The sequence below is a fragment of the Rhizobium sp. P2_G2 genome, assembly GCF_056403555.1.
Genome location: NZ_JBFUFF010000002.1, coordinates 92,532 through 109,691 on the forward strand (window position 1 = coordinate 92,532; position 17,160 = coordinate 109,691).

Below are 17,160 nucleotides of genomic sequence, written 5' to 3' on the forward strand. Positions count from 1 at the left end.
GCCGCCGTCAGACGAGACCGGGCTTCCCGAACGTGGCCGGCCTTATATGGACGAAGCCCGCCAAAGTCAACCGATCGGCGGATTTTCCGCGGCTTTGTTGGCAAACGGCGATTCTGTGATATGACGTGCGAGCTGGCGCGAGAGATCGCACGGGCCGCATTGGAGTTGCAGCGTGGAGATGAGCGTGGGACCGAAGCCGCAAGCCTCGTCGACCGAACGCCACGACGTGCCCTTCACTTCACGGCTGTCGACGCAGCTTCTGGTGCTGACCATCACTTTCGTGCTGCTTGCCGAAATCCTGATCTTCGTACCCTCCGTGAGCAACATGCGCGTCTCCTGGCTGCGCGACCGGCTGAACACCGCCGCCGCCGCCGCGATCGTCATCGACGGCCTGCCCAAGGTCGATCTACCGCGACCGCTGCAGAACTCAACGCTGATGGCCACCGGTACCAAGGCAATCGTGCTGCACAAGGAAGATATGACGCGGATGATCGTTGTCTCCGAAGTGCCGCCCATGGTCAACGCCCAATATGACCTAAGCGAGCCGGATTTCGTCGGCGACGCGCTGGATGCGCTTTCGACCCTCATCTGGGGCGGCGATCGGGTGTTTTCCGTGCGCGGGCCGATCGGCGGCAGCCCGATGAAGATCGAGCTCGTCATGGAAGACAAGGCATTGCGCGAGGCGATGCTGGTCTACTGCCGCGAGATCCTCCTGTTTTCGGTGATCATCTCGCTGGTGACGGCGACACTGATCTTCCTCGTCATCAACCGCGTGCTGATCCGGCCGGTGGCGCGGATGACGGCAAGCATGCAGAGTTTTGCGCTCGATCCCGCCAATCCGTCCGCGGTGATGACGCCACCCAAAGGCACGGATGAACTGTCGCTCGCCGGCCGCCATCTCGCCGCCATGCAGATGGACCTGCAGAAAACCATCCGCCAGCAGAAGAACCTTGCCGACCTCGGTCTCGCCGTCTCCAAGATCAATCACGACATGCGCAACATCCTCTCCTCGGCGCAGCTGATGTCGGACCGGCTCGCCGATGTCGGCGACCCCGTGGTCAAGGGCTTGTCGTCAAAACTGGTGCGCACGCTTGGCCGCGCCATCGGCTATTCCTCGGAAGTGCTGGCCTATGGCCGGGCCAGCGAAACCCAGCCGCGCGTCAACCGCATCAAGCTGCGGCCGCTGGTGGAAGACGCCGGCGAAATCCTGGGCCTGAGCGCCGGCACCGAAGTGGCCTTCGCCAATGATGTCGCCCGCGATCTCGAAGTCGACGCCGATCCCGAGCAGTTGTTCCGTGTCCTCTACAATCTCTGCCGCAACTCCGCCCAGGCGCTGGAAACCGACACCAGCGAGGAAAAGCGCGTCACCATCTCCGCTTCGCGCGACGACAACGGCGTCCACATTACCGTCGACGACAACGGCCCCGGCATGCCGCAAAAGGCCAAGGACAACCTCTTCTCCGCCTTCCGCGGCTCCGTCCGCGCCGGCGGCACCGGCCTCGGCCTCGCCATTGCCCGCGAATTGATCGAGGCACATGGCGGCTGGATCGTGCTCGAGGAAAAGCAGGAGCGCGGCACCCGCTTCCGTTTCGAACTGCCGGACCGGACGGGCGGTTGATCGACTATGGTCTCGGTCAAGGCAGGTCGTGACGCTTTTTGCGGCAGAGTAACCATCTGTTTTTAATTCGTAATTTTGCCGCAACAGCTCAGGCCGGAATCTTTTCCTGCAATTTTTTTCGAGAATGCGCTTGCTTTCCTCCAAGCAATTCTCTAGGAGAGCGCCACGTCAGCGGACACGCTCCGCTGCGGCAGGCGCCCGTAGCTCAGCTGGATAGAGCACCAGACTACGAATCTGGGGGTCAGGAGTTCGAATCTCTTCGGGCGCGCCATTTAAATAGCTGATTTCATTGACATTTCGGATGAATCTTGAATTCATTTTTGCGGGAAATAAGCTAAGGCCGATCGACATTCATCTTAGCCATATCATGATCGCTGCGAGTTGCGTTCATGACACGCGATCACCAGGGCTCGTGGTCTCGTCGGCAAGCTCGCTTCCAGCGACCGATTCGCAGAAACGCGCTAGGGCAGTGTGATCCTGACCGTTGCCAAGCATCTTCTGAGCGTCACCCCAGATGTTGCGGCAAAGACTGGAAAACGGCGACGGCGTGTTCGTTGCCTCCGCTACGCCGAGCGCGATGCCGAGATCTTTCACCATGAGGTCGAGGCCGAAGCCGGCGTCGAACTTGCGCGACAAAACGAACTGCTTGAATTTTTTCTGCGTCGAGTTGTTCATGCCGGTTGAGACATTGAGGGCGTCAACCATCAGCGCGGGGTCGAGCCCGAAGCGCTTGCCGATCAGCAGGGCCTCGATGCCGATCAGAAAGCCGCCGGCGCTGACGAGATTGTTGAGCGCCTTCATGGCATGCGCGCTGCCGACGGAGCCGGTCCGGATAATTGAAGAACCCATAGTATCGAGGACAGGCTTTGCCCGGACGAAGGCCACATCATCGCCACCAAACATGATGGCAAGTTCACCCGTCCGGGCGCGGCCAACGCCGCCCGAGACTGGCGCGTCCACAAGAACAACACCCTTTCTGGCCGCGGCATCCGCGAGGGCGCGGGTCATATCCGGCACGCCACTCGACATTTCCAGGATCAGTCCGTCCGATCCAATTCCCGCCAGTACTCCTTCCGTGCCGTTAAGAACCTTCTCGACCACGGCGCTGCTCGGCAACATGGTCACGACGATGTCGGCCCCGCGGGCGACTTCGGCGGGCGTGCTCCCCGGTCTCGCTCCAACCTCTTTCGCGACCTCAGCGGTGCGCGCGGCATCGGCATCGATCACGGTCAGCACATAGCCGGCAGACGCCAAGCGCGCTGCCATCGGTTGACCCATCGCGCCGAGCCCGATGAACCCGATCCTGGGAGTCTGTTGCATGTTCTGCCTTTCATTGTGGGTGAAGCGGTCGGCCTTAGAGTTGTGACCAATTCGCGGATGTTTGAGGGGCAACGTCATTTTTTGGATGGTATTCCGCCCGGGGCAGGGCCTGCACCGAGCGCGCAGACAGCGGCTCGAGGCGCAATCGCCGAAACCTCATCGAATTCCTCCGTTTTAAATAGCCGGTCAGCAGAGCCGCGTTGAAAGATTGTCATACAGCCTGACAGTATGCTAATCAAGATGGTGAACTGATATGGAGGACTCTGTGAACACCACATACGAGGTGCTGGCACTGCGCTATGCAACAACCGCGCCCGAGCGCCCGCGCCAGGAAAACTTCATGCCTGGCATGGATCTGCACGATGGCCCGATGCCGCTGGACTATTATGTATGGGCGATCCGGGGACAGGGGCGCGTCGTCGTGGTCGACACGGGCTTCTCTGCGGAAGCAGCGCGAGAGCGGGGCCGCATCCACCTCTATGAGCCTGCGGCGCTGCTACGGAAAGCTGGGATCGTGGCCGAAGAGGTGAAGGATGTCGTGCTCACGCATCTTCACTATGACCACGCTGGATCACTTGATGCTTTCCCGGCTGCTACTTTCCACCTTCAGGATGGCGAGATGAGCTATGCGACGGGACGGCCGATGTGCCACGCATGTTTTCGTGCGCCTTTCAACACGCGCGACGTGTTGCAAGCGGTCGAGCTCGTTCACGAGGGCAGGGTGCGTTTCCATGACGGAACATCGGAGCTGTTTCCGGGCATCACCCTGCACCGGGTGGGTGGCCATACGGGTGGACTGCAGGTGGTGAGGGTCGCGACCGAACGTGGGCCGCTGGTGCTCGCATCGGATGCGTTCCACTTTTCCGAGAACCGTAAGCGCCGGGCGCCTTTCCCTCTCGTCTTTCACGTAGGGGAGATGCTTGAGGGGTTCGCCCGTTGCGAGGAACTGGCCGGCGGAAACGAGGAACTCCTCATCCCAGGTCATGATCCAGAGGTACGCTTGCGCTGGCCAGTTCTTTCGCCCGACCTTCCCGATGTCGTACGCTTGGATCTGCCTCCGATCAGGGTTTGAGCTCTATCCTTCATTCTCACGAGAAATCGACTTCAGCACTGCGGCGGCCGCGGACTCCACGTGCACAAGGCAGGTCTGCCAGGCACGCTCTTCGTCACGGCTCTCCAGCGCGTCGAGAAACGCGCGTAGTTCGCGAATTGATTGGCGCGCCAACTCCGAATTGGGCAGCGGGACGGCGCGCAATTGCGACACGCGTGTGTGTATCCTGCGCAACATGTCGGCAGCCACTTCGTTTCCAGCGCCTTCAAGGAGAATGTCGTAGAAACGCGTCTTTACAGCGATGAAGGCCTCGGTTGAGAAGTTGTCGTAAACTTCCACGAGGCGATCAACGCTCTCGCGCAAGGCTTTCATCTGATCCGGTGTGGCATTGCGTGCGAAGAGCCGCGCTGCGAGGCCTTCGAGCATGGCACGCACTTCATAAATAGAGCGGGCCGTCTGTTCCGTAACAATACTGACACTCAGGCCCTTGTTGGGCTGCAAGGTGATAAGGCCGTCAGCCTGGAGCTCGCGCAAGGCCTCGCGCAGCGACGTGCGGGAAACACCCATCATCTCGCAAAGTTCGCGTTCGATCAGTCTTGTCCCTGCCGGGAACCGTCCTGACGCAATCGCCATGCGCAGGCGATCCGCAACTTGCTCGCGCCGCCCTGGCAGGGTCTGCACGCGCATGGAAAGATCGTCTTGAGCGCTTTGCATGGTCATGTTCGATTCCTCTCCGCTTTCCTGCCTCACTCCGTACGACAATCGCTCGGCCTTCTCCAGACGGCTCGCGAATCTCAATTTTGTCATACTGTATTTTTGTATGTCAAAGAACAGGCGGGTCCAAGTTTGTGTTTGCAGATATCCGCAGGCAGGCGGCAGGCGGATCCGTAATTTTCTGGCGCACAGCGCTTACCTTCTCTGATCCTCATTCCGTCTTCGAGTGTTTCGTCATATTGTCCTATGTCATATTGACAGTCTGTCATACAATCAATAAAAGAATCGTGGTGAGTTGAGGGAGGCAACGACAATGCAAGTAGATGAGGCCCTGTCGACAAGCGGACACGAATACCGTTTCAGCGGCAGCCATGATCCTGCGTTCAGAAACGTTGTCGATGCCTTCATCGAGAACTATTCCGCGGAAGAGGAAATCGGCTCGGCCACGGCTCTTTTTGTCGATGGCCGCAAAGTGGTCGATATCTGGGGCGGCTATCGCGATGCGGCCTTCCGGAAGCCTTGGGAGGCCGACACTATCGTTTGCATGATGTCGGTCGCAAAGGGCATTTCCGGCATCGCATTCAACATTCTCATTGATCGCGGACTTGTCGATCCGGAAGAGCCGGTGGCGCGCTACTGGCCGGAATTCGCGCAGAATGGCAAGGAAGGCGTGCTCATCCGGCACGTGCTCGATCATACAGCCGGCCTGCCGGTCGTGCTGGAGCCGCTGTGGCGCGGCGCCATCTTCGATTGCGATGCCATCGTGGCGGCGCTTGAACGCCAGGCGCCGATCTGGACGCCCGGCACGACTGCTGCCTACCACATTCACACACAGGGCAATATTCTCGGCGAAATCGTCCGCAGGATCACCGGCAAACGCTATCCGCAGTTCATTGCCGACGAACTTATCGCGCCACTCGGCCTGGATTATCGGATCGGCGGGCTCAGCGAACTGGACATGGGCCGTTGTGCCGAACTGGTCCCAACGGTCGAAGGCACGTTGTTCGCGCGCAAGGACAGCGAGCCGGATTCGTTGCTTGCGAAGGGCTTCTTGCAACATCCCGACGAACACATCGCCGTCACGCTGAATTCACGGCCCTGGCGCCAGGCTGAGATCGCCAGTGCCAACGGTCATGGCACCGCGCGCTCCATCGCCACGATCTATGGCGCAATCGCTCGCGGTGGCAGCCTGGGTAATGTGACGATCATGCGCCCTGAAACGGTCGCCGACATGATCACCGAACAACATAACCAGACAGAGCAGATGCAGCAGCGTCCGTATCACCAGGGTCGGGGCATCCTGCTCAACACTGAACAGTCTGTCTGGATGGGTCCCAATGCCAGATCCTTCGGGCATCACGGTTTCGGTGGTTCGATTGGCTTGGGGGATCCCGATGCGAAGCTGGGCTTTGCCTATGCCTGCAACAAGATGCATGCCCGACCCGACAATGGCCCGCGGGCGCGACGTATCATCGAAGCGGCTTACAAGGTCATTTGAGGCGGCACCATGAGCGAACATAATACGCCGCGAATTGTTGCAATCACCGGAGGCGCGGGTGGTATTGGTGAAGCCTGCGTCAAGCGTCTGAGTGCCGCTGGATGGCGGGTTGTCGTGCTGGATCGCGATCAGGCGCAGGCGCGCGAGGTGGCCGCCAGATACAGTGCCGTGTCCTTTCGCATCGATATCGGCAATGCCGAAAGCATCGAGGCCGCAGCGCGTTTTGTCGAACGTGAGGTTGGTCCCTGTTCGGCGCTGGCCTGCGTGGCCGCCCATCTTGAAAATCCGCATTCGCCCGAGGCGCAGGATCCGGATGAATGGGATGACATCGTGCGCGTCAACCTGACCGGCACTTTCCGCACCATGACCGCCTTCGGCCGTGGCATGCAGGCGCGGCGTAGCGGTGCGATCGTCGCTGTTGGATCGATTACTGCATTCAATTCCTCGCCGTTGCAGGCCTATGGCCCAACCAAGGCCGGGATTATCAACATGGCGCGGAATTTCGCCGTCGCCTGGGGTCGGTATGGCATCCGCGTCAACACGGTCTGCCCTGGCCCAACCCGGACCCCGGCGGTCGAGGCAAGCTATGCGCGTGGCGAGCGCAACCCCGATGTGATGATACGCCAGACGGCGCTGGGGCGGCTTGTACGTCCCGAGGAAGTCGCCAATGCGATTGCCTTTCTGCTGTCCGACGAGGCTTCCGCGATTACGGGAATAGAGGTTTCAGTCGATGCCGGCACATTGGCAGCGCAACTGTGGTCGCTCTACGGCGGCGTGCCGGCGGCACTTGAAGATTGAAGGAAGCCGACCCGCTGAAGCGGTGGATCGGACAGGAAAAGAAATGAATGACGGGACCAAGTGTCCTTTGGGGGAGAAGTAGTGGGTCATCGACTTTCCGATCACGTGGTTCTTGTTACCGGTGCGGGACGTGGCATCGGGCGTGCCGCAGCTGAAAAGCTCGCATCGCTGGGTGCTGCGGTTGGTGTCCTTGACATCGTCGCGGAAACTGCACAGGAGACGGCGGCGTTGATCGTTGCCAGCGGGGGCAAGGCGCTTGCGCTGGCAGCCGACGTGGCGGACCGCGCCGCCGTTTTCAGTGCAGCCAAAGAGCTGTCTGAAACCTTTGGTTCCCTGACCGGGGTCGTCAATGATGCCATGTGGATTCGTTACGGGCCGGTTGAAGCCATCGAGGAAGACGTGCTCGACCGGATGCTGGCTGTCGGCGTGAAGGCCGCTTTCTGGGGTGTGCAGGCGTTGATGGCCCACGGGCGCGAAGGCCAGGCCACCATCGTCAACATTGCCTCTCCGGTCGCCGACCTCGGCATGGCCAATACTGCTTCGTACACCGCCGTAAAAGGCGCGATTGTCTCACTCACACGCCAGCTCGCGGTGGAACTTGGACCGCGCGGCATAAGGGTCAACGCCGTGACGCCGGGTGCTGTGGCGACGCCGGGCGCGCGTAAAATCGTCAATGAGGCGGGTTATGCGAAGCGCCGGGCGCAAACGCCGCTCGGACGGCTCGGCGAAGAAGACGAGATCGCCGCAGCGATTGCCTTTCTCATCGGCCCAGATGCCGGGTTCATTACAGGCGAGGTGCTGCATGTAGACGGCGGCATTTCGGTGAAATCGATGTGAGCGTCGGTCATACGGTCGATCGGGCCATCACTATCCGGGTTGTTGAGCGCGGTCACCAAACGGGGAAACGGATATGAACACGCAATCGGAAGATGACACTATGAAGGGCCTCTTTGCACGAGGCCTTACACTACGCCGGCAGGTGCTCGGCTCTGAATATGTGGACAAGTCGATCGCCTCGGCGAACGATTTCATGATGGCCTTCCAGCGCATCACCACCGAATGGTGCTGGGGCTATGCATGGGGCCGCGACGGACTCGACCTCAAGACGCGCAGCATGCTCAACCTTGCCATGCTGACGGCGCTCAATCGCGCCGCCGAGATCAAGCTGCATGTGCGCGGCGCAGTCAACAACGGCGTGACCGCCGACCAGATCCGCGAAGTGCTGCTGCACGCCACCATCTATTGCGGCATTCCAGCGGGTCTCGACGCCTTCAAGGCGGCAAACGAGGTCCTGATCGACATGAAAGTCCTGCCGGCAGGGGGAAGCAGTACCAATACACCCTGACCGTGCAGCTTAGCGCACGGTGAGACGGTCATACAAATGGCAACGCGGAACGCTTTCCGCACCTAGAGGGAGGAATGAACATGAGCAGGAACAAATGGGAGAAGGCGTTCGCAAGCCGCCGCCAGGTCATCAAGGGGATCGCCGCCAGTGGCGCCGCCGCAACGCTCGGCATGCCGTATATTGCCAGAGCGGCGACGACGGACACGATCCGCATTGGCTATATCGACCAGTTCACCGGCATGCGCGCCAATTTCGCCGAAACCGCGCCCTGGGTCGTGGATCAGATCAAAGAATACCTGAAAGACGGCATTGAGATTGGCGGCAAGCGCTATGCGGTCGAGATCCTGTCGCGCGACAGCCAGTCGGATCCGAACCGCATGGGCAGCCTGGGCAACGAACTCGTCCTACGCGAGAATGTCGATCTTCTGCTGGTAGCCGACGGTCTCGCAGCACCGGCGCTTGAAATCTGTGACCAGAACGGCACGCCGGCCATTTCCACCATCCTGCAATGGGAACCCTTCTATGCGGCGCGCGGGTCGAGCCCGGAAAAGGGCTATCCCTGGAGCTTCCTGTTCTTCTGGAGCGGCGCCGACATCATCAAGAACTATATCGGCATGTGGGGATCCTCCGGCATCGACAAGGTTGTCGGCACGTTCTACGAAGACAATGACTTCGGTCGCGGTTTCTCTGGCGGCATGACTGCTTCCTTGCAGGGTGCTGGCTTCAAGGAAGTGCCTGGCGGTCTCTTCAAGGAACAAGTCGATGACTTCTCGAACCAGGTCGCGGCGTTCCGCGACGGCGGCGCCAAGATCGTAACCGGTCTTGTCTTTCCGCAGCATTTGGCCACGTTCTGGGGACAGGCTCAACAGGCCGGGCTCGAACTCGATGCGGTGACCATCGCGGCCGCCTTCGTCTTCCCGAGCGGCGTGGAAGTGCTCGGCGATCGCGGCGCCGGCATGTCGACCGAAATCTGGTTCAACAGCCAGCTGCCGTTCAAGTCGAGCCTGACCGGCCAGAGTGCGATCGAGTTTTGCACCTCCTACGAAAAATCGACCGGCAAGCAATGGGCTCAGCCGATGGGTTATCATCACGCGATATGGGAAGTGGGTCTTGCCGCGTTGCGCGCCTCGGGCGATCCGAAGAACCGCGCCGCCGTGCGCGACGCGATTGCCGGGCTTGATCTCGACACGGTTATCGGCAAGGTCGATTTCAAGAATTCGAAGATGAAGTCTGTCGCCAATACCTGGGTGACGATGGGTCAGTGGCATCGCAATGCTGAAGGCAGCAAGTTCCCCTACGAGCTTTATGTGACCAATAACGTCACGGCGCCTCAGGTTCCGGTGCAGAAAGAGTTCCTGCCCCTGTCGAAGTTCCGCTGACGCGCGCCCGTGCAAAACCTGGCGGGGCACATGGGTGCCCTGCCGTCGTTTCAGTCAATGGAGGTTTTGTTGGCATCTGTCCTGCAAGCCGATGGCATATCCCGCAGTTTCGGCTCGATCGTCGTGGCGGACAATCTGACCTTCTCGGTCGCAAAGTCCGAATGTCTCGGAATCATCGGCCCGAACGGAGCGGGGAAGACTTCGGTCTTCAACATTCTGGCTGGCGTGATCCAGCCGCAGACGGGCACGATCCGGCTGGATGGGGTCGATGTGACGAAGCGGTCGCAATTCGAACGCACCCGGCTTGGCATTGGCCGCACCTACCAGGTGCCGCAGCCCTTCGGCCAGTTGACGGCCTATGAAAACGTCCTAACCGCGACGAGTTTCGGAGGTGGGCGCAAGGGGCGCGACGCTGGCGACTTCGCCTTCGACATCCTCAAGCGTTCCGGGCTTGCGGCTCGGGCCAACCTGCTGGCGGGATCCTTGCCGCTACTCGATCGAAAGCGGCTGGAGCTTGCCAGGGCCATGGCCCTCAAGCCGCGCCTTCTGCTTCTCGACGAGATCGCCGGCGGATTGACCGAGGCCGAGGTCATCCAGCTGGTGGATCTCATCGTGTCGATCAAGCAGGACTTGGCCATCATCTGGATCGAGCATGTCATGCATGCGCTATCTGCCGCCGCCGATCGCGTTTTGGCGATCAATGCCGGCCGCATGATCGCCGGGGGTACGCCAGCAGACGTCATGGCCGATGCGGCCGTCCAGGAAATTTATATGGGAGCCATCCTCGATGTCCCTGCTGTCGCTTGAAAATCTGGACGTGTTCTATGGCGATTTCCATGCCGTTCGCGGAGTCAGCCTCGATGTCGACGAGGGTCAGACGATCGCCATCATTGGCGCTAACGGGGCCGGTAAATCCACCCTGCTCAATGCGATTAGCGGCCTCAATACGCAAAAGCGTGGCAAGGTGATCTTTGGTGGGGCCGATATCAGCCGCCTGCGTGCCGACCTCATCGCCTGCCAGGGGATCACCATGGTACCGGAAGGCCGCCGGCTGTTCGGGTCGCTGACCGTCGAGGACAACCTGATTGTCGGTGCCTCGACACGCCGGAAAGGGCCCTGGACCATCAAGGCGGTCTACGCGCTTTTCCCGCGCCTCGGCGAACTGCGCCACATGCAGGCCTCGACGCTTTCCGGTGGCCAGCAGCAGATGGTTGCGATCGGTCGCGCGCTGATGACCAATCCGCGGCTTTTGCTATGCGACGAGATTTCGCTCGGCCTCGCGCCCAAGATTATCGGTGACATCTATCGCTGCTTTGATGCCATTCGCGCCAGCGGCGTCTCTATCGTGCTGATCGAGCAGAGCGTGGCTCAGGCCTGCAACGCCTCGCAGAAAATCTATTGCCTGCTTGAAGGACGCGTCAGCCTTCAGGGCGATCCCCGATCGCTTTCGATGGAAGAGATCACCGCGGCCTATTTCGGAACGGAGCAGCACGCATGATCTGGCTCGAAACCGTCGTAAACGGCATACTCCTGGGTGGTCTCTATGCTCTGATTGGTCTCGGTCTCGGTTTTGCCTTCGGCGTCATGCGCGTCGTCAACGTTGCCCAAGGCGATTTCATTGTCTCTGCTGCCTTCATTGGCCTCTATCTTTATCCTTGGATGCCCTTGCATCCCATCGTCGTAATTCTGCCGGTGGCCGCCATCGCCTTTGGGCTCGGTATCGTGATGCAGAGACTGTTGATCAACCGGGTTCTCGGTCACGATCAGATTCCGCAGATCCTGTTGACCTTCGGTCTTGCGATCGTGCTGCGCAATGGCATGGTCGAGTGGTTCGGCGCCAACAGCCAGTCGATCAATGTCGGCGACATGCGCTTCTGGGGCTTCAATTTCCTCGGCATGCGGCTCGGTGTTCTCCCTGTGGTGGTCCTGTTGATCGCGCTGTTCCTGTTTGCCGCACTCCGCTTCTGGCTGAACAAGTCGCGCATGGGACGCATCATTCGTGCGACGGCTGATGACTACCAGGTCGTCCAGTTGCTCGGGGTCAATTACCGCAGCGTCTATTCGATCGCGATGGGTCTGGCTCTTGCACTTTCGGCGGTCGCCGGGGTCCTGCTTGCCATGCGCGGCTCGTTCACGCCCTATTCTGGAGCCGATCGTCTGCTCATCGCCTTCGAAGTGGTGGTGATAGGCGGGCTGGGTTCTTTCTGGGGCATGTTCATCGGCGGCATCGTGTTGGGGGTGACCCAGCTTGTTGCACTCAAGATCGATCCCGCCGCGGGCCTGATGTACGGGCACATTGTGTTCTTCATCATTCTGATACTGTCTCCCAAGGGGCTGTCGGCTACCTTCCATCCGAGGATTTTCCGCAAATGAACGCGTTGCCCAGTTCACGCACGCGCAGCCGGTTCATCGCGCTCTGCGCCATCACGTCTTTCCTGTTGCTGCTGGCGATGCCCGAGCTTGTTGCGGAAGGTAATCTCCGGCTGACGATCGAGATCTTCACCGTCTTTGCCTTCGCACAGAGTTGGAATTTCCTGGCCGGCTATGTGGGCTTGATGTCCTTTGGCCAACAGCTGTTCATTGGCCTCGGCGCCTATTTCGTCTTCGTGGTCTCCGACCGCCTGGGTCTCAATCCATTTCTGTTGCTGCCTGTCGCCTTCCTGTTCTGCGGCGGGGCCGCAGCGCTGATCTCACCATTCGTCTTCCGCTTGCGGGATGCCTATTTCGCCATCAGCATCTGGGTGATCGCCGAAATTGTCAGGCTATATATCGCGCAGAACGACTGGCTGGGGTCCGTCAGCGGCTTGCCGCTGGTCGCCACTCGCGGGATGGATCGATCTCTCGTCGCCATTTCCACTTTCTACGCGGCAGCGACACTGGCGTTCGTGGCGGTCTTCGGTCTCTACTGGCTCTCGCACAGCCGCCTTGGCCTTGCTCTCGCAGCCGTACGCGACAATGAAGGCACGGCCGCAGCAGTTGGCATCGATGTCTGGTGGACCCGCTTCTTCGGCTTTGTACTCGCCGGCGGTTTCGCCGGTGTAGCCGGCGCAACCTATTATATGTCGGTTTTTCACGTCGAGCCCGGCGCCGCCTTTGATCCGAACTGGATGGTCGTGATGCTGTTCATCGTCATCATCGGCGGCGTCGGCACTGTCGAGGGGCCGCTCATTGGCACGGTAATCTATTTCCTCTTGCGCGCCTGGTTCTCGGGGACCGGCAATCTCTACCTGATGTTGCTGGGTGCGGCCGCAGTCCTCACCATGCTTTTTGCGCCCAAGGGGCTTTGGGGCGTGGTGAAGTCTGGATTGGGCTTTGAGCTGCTTGCCACCCGGCGCATGCCGCCGGAACGACAATAGAATTTTTCTCAAGGGAGATTCACTCATGGCTGAAAGGCTGAAGGACAAACGCATTCTCGTGATCGGCGCCGCCACCGGTATCGGGCGCTCGGTGGCCCAAGCTGCGCTCGCGGAAGGTGCTCGTGTGGTCATCGCCGATCTCGCTGAAGCAGCCGGGGCGGCGGCGGTCCGGGAATTGGGGCCGGATTGCGCCTTCGAGCGTTGCGATGTCTCCAATGAAGCCAGTGTACAGGCGCTGATGGATGCTGCCGTCGCGCATCTCGGCGGCCTCGATGGACTGGTGAGCAATGCCGGCCTGCAGAAGGCCGGCCCCATCGAGACCATCTCGGTTTCCGATTGGGATAGCCTCATGGCCGTCAATGCACGTGGCGTTTTTCTCGCCACTCGGTTCGCAATCCCGCATCTCAAGGCTGCGGGCAGCGGCTCGATCGTCAACACCGCTTCGCTTGCCGCCAAGCGCGGCGGTCCCGGCATCGCCGCTTACGCAGCCTCCAAAGGCGCCGTCATGGCCTTTACCACAGCGGCTGCATTGGAACTGGCGGCTCACAATATCCGTGTCAATTCCGTTTGCCCCGGCTTCATCGATACGCCGTTCAACAACCCCGCCATCGATTTCATGGGAGGACGTGAAGCCCAGGCCCGGCTCGTCAAAGCCATGGTTCCGCTAGGCCGGCAGTCGACGCCTGATGAAATCGCGCCACTCTACACGTTCCTGCTGTCCGACGAGTCCGCCTATGTCACGGCGCAGGCCTATTCGATTGACGGTGGGGTCTACAACTGATCGGTCGGGAAAGAACACATCATGTGGGAAGACGCCGGCCAGTTTGACTATATCGTGATCGGTGCCGGTTCTGCCGGCGCCGTGGTGGCAGCCGGGTTGAGCGAGAATACCAACAACCGCGTGTTGCTGCTCGAGGCTGGGGGAATGGATAACCATCCCGGCTTTCGCCTGCCGTTGCTGATGGGCGCATTCATCAAGTCTGGTATCTACAACTGGAACTACCAGACCGAGCCTGAAGCCGGTTTGAATGACCGGCGCATTCCATGGCCGCGAGGCCGCGTCATTGGCGGCACCTCCACACTCAATGGCATGGTTTATATTCGTGGGTTGCCGTCGGACTACGACGGCTGGGCTCAGATAGGTCTCCGCGGTTGGTCATGGGACGACGTGTTGCCGCTCTTTCAGAAATCGGAAGGTCACGAGGATCGGCGCGACCCTTTCCATGGTATCGCGGGCCCGCTTAATGTGGGGCGGGCGCGTGGCCGCAATCCTCTCACACGGGCCTTTGTCGAAGCGGGTGGGCAAGCAGGCTATCCCGTCAATGACGATTTCAACGGCGCACGACAGGAAGGATTCGGCTTTTACGATTTCACCATCAGGAACGGTCGGCGCTGTGGCACCGCGCGGGCCTTTGTCCRCCCCTCGCTCGGTCGAAAGAACCTCAAGCTCGTCACCCGTGCCTTAACAACGCGGATCGTGATCGAAAGCGGCCGGGCCACGGGTGTGGAGTATCAATGCGGCGAAAAGCTTTGGCGAGCCCAGGCCGGGCGGGAGATTGTCCTGTCTGCTGGGGCGGTTAATTCGCCCCAGATCCTGATGCTGTCGGGCATCGGGCGAGCCGAAGATCTTCGGGGCCACGGCATCACGCCGGTGGTGGATCTGCCAGGCGTTGGGCAGAACCTGCAGGACCATTTCGATTGCTCCCTTGTCTATGAATCCCCGATGCCGGTTTCGCTCTATCGCCAGCTAAGAGCCGACCGGCTGGCGTCCGCGCTCGTCAACGGACTAATGTTCGGAAAGGGACCTGCCACCGTATTCCCTTACGAGGGTGGAGCCTTCATTCGCGTCCAGCCAGGCGCGGAGGATCCGGATATTCAGTTTCATTTCATGCATGGTCGAGAGGATACAGCCCACCTGCACGGATTTGGATTTGGCTCGGATCGGCCAGACGACAAGCATGGTTTCACGCTGCGTGTTTCGCCATTGCGGCCGGAAAGCCGTGGCACCATTCACTTGAGGTCCGCCGACCCGCGCGAAGCGCCCGTCATCAATGCCAATTACCTCGCAACCGAATTCGATGTGCAGACGACCATCCTTGGCCTGCGGGCAATGCGGCAAGTGGTCCGGCAACCTGCTTTCGACCAATACCGTGGCCGCGAAATCTGGCCTGGACCGCAAGTCGAGAGCGATGCGGAGTTCCGGACCTGGCTCAGTGACGCAGGCGGGACCACCTTCCATCCCGTGGGCACGTGCGCGATGGGCACTGGGCCGGATGCGGTAGTGGATGAGGCGCTGAGCGTAAGAGGTGTCAGGGGCCTGCGCGTCGCCGACGCCTCGATCATGCCGCGGATTGTGAGCGGCAACACCAATGCGCCAAGCATCATGATCGGCGAGAAGGCAGCAGCCCTGGTCGGCGGGGAACCAACGGTATGACAGCCAATTCCCAAGCGGATTTCGACTATATCGTCATCGGCGCCGGCTCCGCTGGCTCGGTGCTGGCTAACCGCTTGTCCGAAGACCCGCGACTGAGAATACTGGTGCTGGAGGCCGGGCCGGACGAGCGCGTGATCGCCAGTCGTGCGCCGGGCGGTTTCGTCAAGCTATTCGGCACAAGCCGCACATTCCCTTACGTCTCCGATCCGGAGCCGGGTCTATCTGGTCGGCGCATTCATGTTCCGCAAGGACGCATGCCGGGTGGCGGAAGTTCGATCAACGGCATGATCTACGTCCGAGGAGACAGGAAGGATTATGACGAATGGGCAGCTTCCGGCTGCGACGGCTGGAGCTACGCCGAGGTTCTTCCCTATTTCAGGCGCGCCGAAGCCAATGACCGTCTGGCTGACGTCTATCACGGCAGCGACGGACCACTGCCAGTTATGGACGTACCCTACCGTCATCCGTTGAATGCCGCTTTTGTCCGTGCGGCCCAGCAAGCCGGTCTTGCCTACAACACTGACTTCAACGGTGCGAGCCAGCTCGGTGTCGGTTTCTTCCAAGTCACGCAGAAAGGTGGAGAGCGGGCAAGCACCGCTCGGAGCTATTTGCGTCCAGCACTCAATCGCGGCAATATTGTCCTCGAAATAGAGGCCGAGGTTGAAAAGCTCAAGATCGAAAATGGTCGGGCGACGGGTGTCACCTGGCGAAGGGGCGACGTCATCCGGCACAGTGCCGCCACTTGCGGCATAATCCTGTCCGCCGGAACGATGGGCAGCCCAAAAATCCTGATGCTATCGGGTATTGGTCCGGCCAAGCGCCTGCTTGACTGGGGCATTCCAGTGATCCACGATCTGCCGGGTGTCGGCCGCAATTTTCAGGATCACTTGCAGACACCCAACTACTACCGCACCAAAGGGCCACTCAGCCTGCTGGGACAGGACCGAGGATTGAGGGCGCTACGCCATGGGCTCGAATGGCTTCTCCTTCGTAGCGGACTTCTCACTTCCAATATTGGAGAATCCTGCGCCTTCGCCGACCTCGACGGCGATGGTCGCGCGGATATCCAGATCCATTCCTTCCCCGTCCTGGTGCCCGATCACGAGCGCCCGCCACCAGAGGGTCACGGCTTTACCATCAGCCCCTGCGATCTTCGTCCGAAATCCCGCGGTGAGGTCCTGCTTCGTGGTTCTGATCCGCGAAGCCCGATCCGGCTGATCGCAAACGCATTGTCCGACGAGGTCGATGTGGCATCCCTTGTGCGTGGCCTCAAGCTTGCCAGGCGCATCGGCAAGGCGCCAGCTCTGGCCCCATTCCTCAAGGCGGAACTCATTCTCGGTGGTGCTGCGGAGCCTGACGACAGCATGCTGGCAGACTACGTCCGAAACTTTACAAAGACGGTCTATCACCCCGTCGGGACCTGTCGCATGGGGCATGATGTAAATTCGGTCGTCAATCCCCGCCTGCAAGTTCAGGGAGTCGATGGCCTCTACGTGGTCGACGCTTCCATCATGCCGTCGATTACCAGCGGCAACACCAATGCCCCAGCCATCGTGATCGCCGAAAAAGCCGCCGATCTCATCCTTTCGCGTGAACCGCTTCCACCCGCCGGAGAGCTTCATAACCACTGATATTCCATGCCAGCCG

The 17,160-nt window shown here is 60.4% G+C and carries 16 protein-coding genes and 1 tRNA gene; 15 read left to right on the forward strand and 2 right to left on the reverse strand.

Translation table 11 applies throughout. From position 1 onward, the window contains the following. Nucleotides 1–178: 178 nt before the first annotated feature. Nucleotides 179–1,618, forward strand: a complete 1,440-nt coding sequence (locus AC1D06_RS02785) for a sensor histidine kinase (protein ID WP_477985058.1) — start codon at nucleotides 179–181, stop codon at nucleotides 1,616–1,618. 194 nt (nucleotides 1,619–1,812) lie between these two features. Beyond that, nucleotides 1,813–1,889: transfer RNA gene (locus AC1D06_RS02790), tRNA-Arg, on the forward strand. A 116-nt stretch (nucleotides 1,890–2,005) separates the two neighbouring features. Here the strand turns inward: AC1D06_RS02790 and AC1D06_RS02795 are convergent. Then, complete coding sequence (locus tag AC1D06_RS02795) at nucleotides 2,006–3,016, reverse strand: NAD(P)-dependent oxidoreductase (RefSeq protein WP_477984848.1); 1,011 nt, start codon at nucleotides 3,014–3,016, stop codon at nucleotides 2,006–2,008. Nucleotides 3,017–3,203: 187 nt separating this feature from the next. Between AC1D06_RS02795 and AC1D06_RS02800 the strand changes: the two genes are divergently transcribed. Then, the gene (locus AC1D06_RS02800) at nucleotides 3,204–4,010 is read left to right on the forward strand and encodes an N-acyl homoserine lactonase family protein (RefSeq protein ID WP_477984850.1); all 807 of its coding nucleotides are present in this window, start codon (nucleotides 3,204–3,206) and stop codon (nucleotides 4,008–4,010) included. A 3-nt stretch (nucleotides 4,011–4,013) separates the two neighbouring features. On the opposite strand, the gene AC1D06_RS02805 is transcribed toward AC1D06_RS02800, so the two are convergent. After that, the gene (locus AC1D06_RS02805; protein WP_477984852.1) at nucleotides 4,014–4,709 is read right to left on the reverse strand and encodes a GntR family transcriptional regulator; all 696 of its coding nucleotides are present in this window, start codon (nucleotides 4,707–4,709) and stop codon (nucleotides 4,014–4,016) included. Nucleotides 4,710–5,016: 307 nt separating this feature from the next. Between AC1D06_RS02805 and AC1D06_RS02810 the strand changes: the two genes are divergently transcribed. The 12 genes from AC1D06_RS02810 (at nucleotide 5,017) to AC1D06_RS02865 (ending at nucleotide 17,144) form a co-directional block, all read left to right on the forward strand. Beyond that, nucleotides 5,017–6,201, forward strand: coding sequence for a serine hydrolase domain-containing protein (locus AC1D06_RS02810; RefSeq protein ID WP_477984854.1), 1,185 nt, complete (start codon nucleotides 5,017–5,019; stop codon nucleotides 6,199–6,201). A 9-nt stretch (nucleotides 6,202–6,210) separates the two neighbouring features. Beyond that, nucleotides 6,211–6,999 (forward strand): SDR family NAD(P)-dependent oxidoreductase, encoded by a 789-nt coding sequence (locus AC1D06_RS02815; RefSeq protein WP_477984856.1) that lies wholly within the window; start codon nucleotides 6,211–6,213, stop codon nucleotides 6,997–6,999. An 81-nt stretch (nucleotides 7,000–7,080) separates the two neighbouring features. Further along, the gene (locus AC1D06_RS02820) at nucleotides 7,081–7,836 is read left to right on the forward strand and encodes an SDR family NAD(P)-dependent oxidoreductase (RefSeq protein WP_477984858.1); all 756 of its coding nucleotides are present in this window, start codon (nucleotides 7,081–7,083) and stop codon (nucleotides 7,834–7,836) included. 73 nt (nucleotides 7,837–7,909) lie between these two features. Beyond that, nucleotides 7,910–8,344, forward strand: coding sequence for a carboxymuconolactone decarboxylase family protein (locus tag AC1D06_RS02825; RefSeq protein WP_477984860.1), 435 nt, complete (start codon nucleotides 7,910–7,912; stop codon nucleotides 8,342–8,344). A gap of 80 nt (nucleotides 8,345–8,424) precedes the next feature. Further along, nucleotides 8,425–9,723: an ABC transporter substrate-binding protein gene (locus tag AC1D06_RS02830; RefSeq protein WP_477984862.1), complete on the forward strand. Its 1,299-nt coding sequence runs from the start codon at nucleotides 8,425–8,427 to the stop codon at nucleotides 9,721–9,723. Nucleotides 9,724–9,792: 69 nt separating this feature from the next. After that, the gene (locus AC1D06_RS02835; RefSeq protein WP_477984864.1) at nucleotides 9,793–10,530 is read left to right on the forward strand and encodes an ABC transporter ATP-binding protein; all 738 of its coding nucleotides are present in this window, start codon (nucleotides 9,793–9,795) and stop codon (nucleotides 10,528–10,530) included. Then, nucleotides 10,511–11,221 carry an ABC transporter ATP-binding protein gene (locus AC1D06_RS02840; protein WP_477984865.1) on the forward strand — a complete coding sequence of 237 codons (711 nt, stop codon included), beginning with the start codon at nucleotides 10,511–10,513 and terminating at the stop codon, nucleotides 11,219–11,221. The genes AC1D06_RS02835 and AC1D06_RS02840 overlap by 20 nt, the downstream gene beginning before the upstream one ends. Then, nucleotides 11,218–12,096 carry a branched-chain amino acid ABC transporter permease gene (locus tag AC1D06_RS02845; protein ID WP_477984867.1) on the forward strand — a complete coding sequence of 293 codons (879 nt, stop codon included), beginning with the start codon at nucleotides 11,218–11,220 and terminating at the stop codon, nucleotides 12,094–12,096. Before AC1D06_RS02840 ends, AC1D06_RS02845 begins: the two co-directional genes overlap by 4 nt. Beyond that, nucleotides 12,093–13,079, forward strand: coding sequence for a branched-chain amino acid ABC transporter permease (locus AC1D06_RS02850; RefSeq protein ID WP_477984869.1), 987 nt, complete (start codon nucleotides 12,093–12,095; stop codon nucleotides 13,077–13,079). The genes AC1D06_RS02845 and AC1D06_RS02850 overlap by 4 nt, the downstream gene beginning before the upstream one ends. 25 nt (nucleotides 13,080–13,104) lie before the next feature. After that, nucleotides 13,105–13,860, forward strand: a complete 756-nt coding sequence (locus AC1D06_RS02855) for an SDR family NAD(P)-dependent oxidoreductase (protein ID WP_477984871.1) — start codon at nucleotides 13,105–13,107, stop codon at nucleotides 13,858–13,860. 21 nt (nucleotides 13,861–13,881) lie between these two features. Next, the gene (locus AC1D06_RS02860; RefSeq protein WP_477984873.1) at nucleotides 13,882–15,513 is read left to right on the forward strand and encodes a GMC family oxidoreductase; all 1,632 of its coding nucleotides are present in this window, start codon (nucleotides 13,882–13,884) and stop codon (nucleotides 15,511–15,513) included. Continuing rightward, on the forward strand, nucleotides 15,510–17,144 hold the full coding sequence (locus AC1D06_RS02865) for a GMC family oxidoreductase (protein WP_477984875.1): 1,635 nt from the start codon (nucleotides 15,510–15,512) through the stop codon (nucleotides 17,142–17,144). Before AC1D06_RS02860 ends, AC1D06_RS02865 begins: the two co-directional genes overlap by 4 nt. The last annotated feature ends 16 nt before the right edge of the window (nucleotides 17,145–17,160 follow it).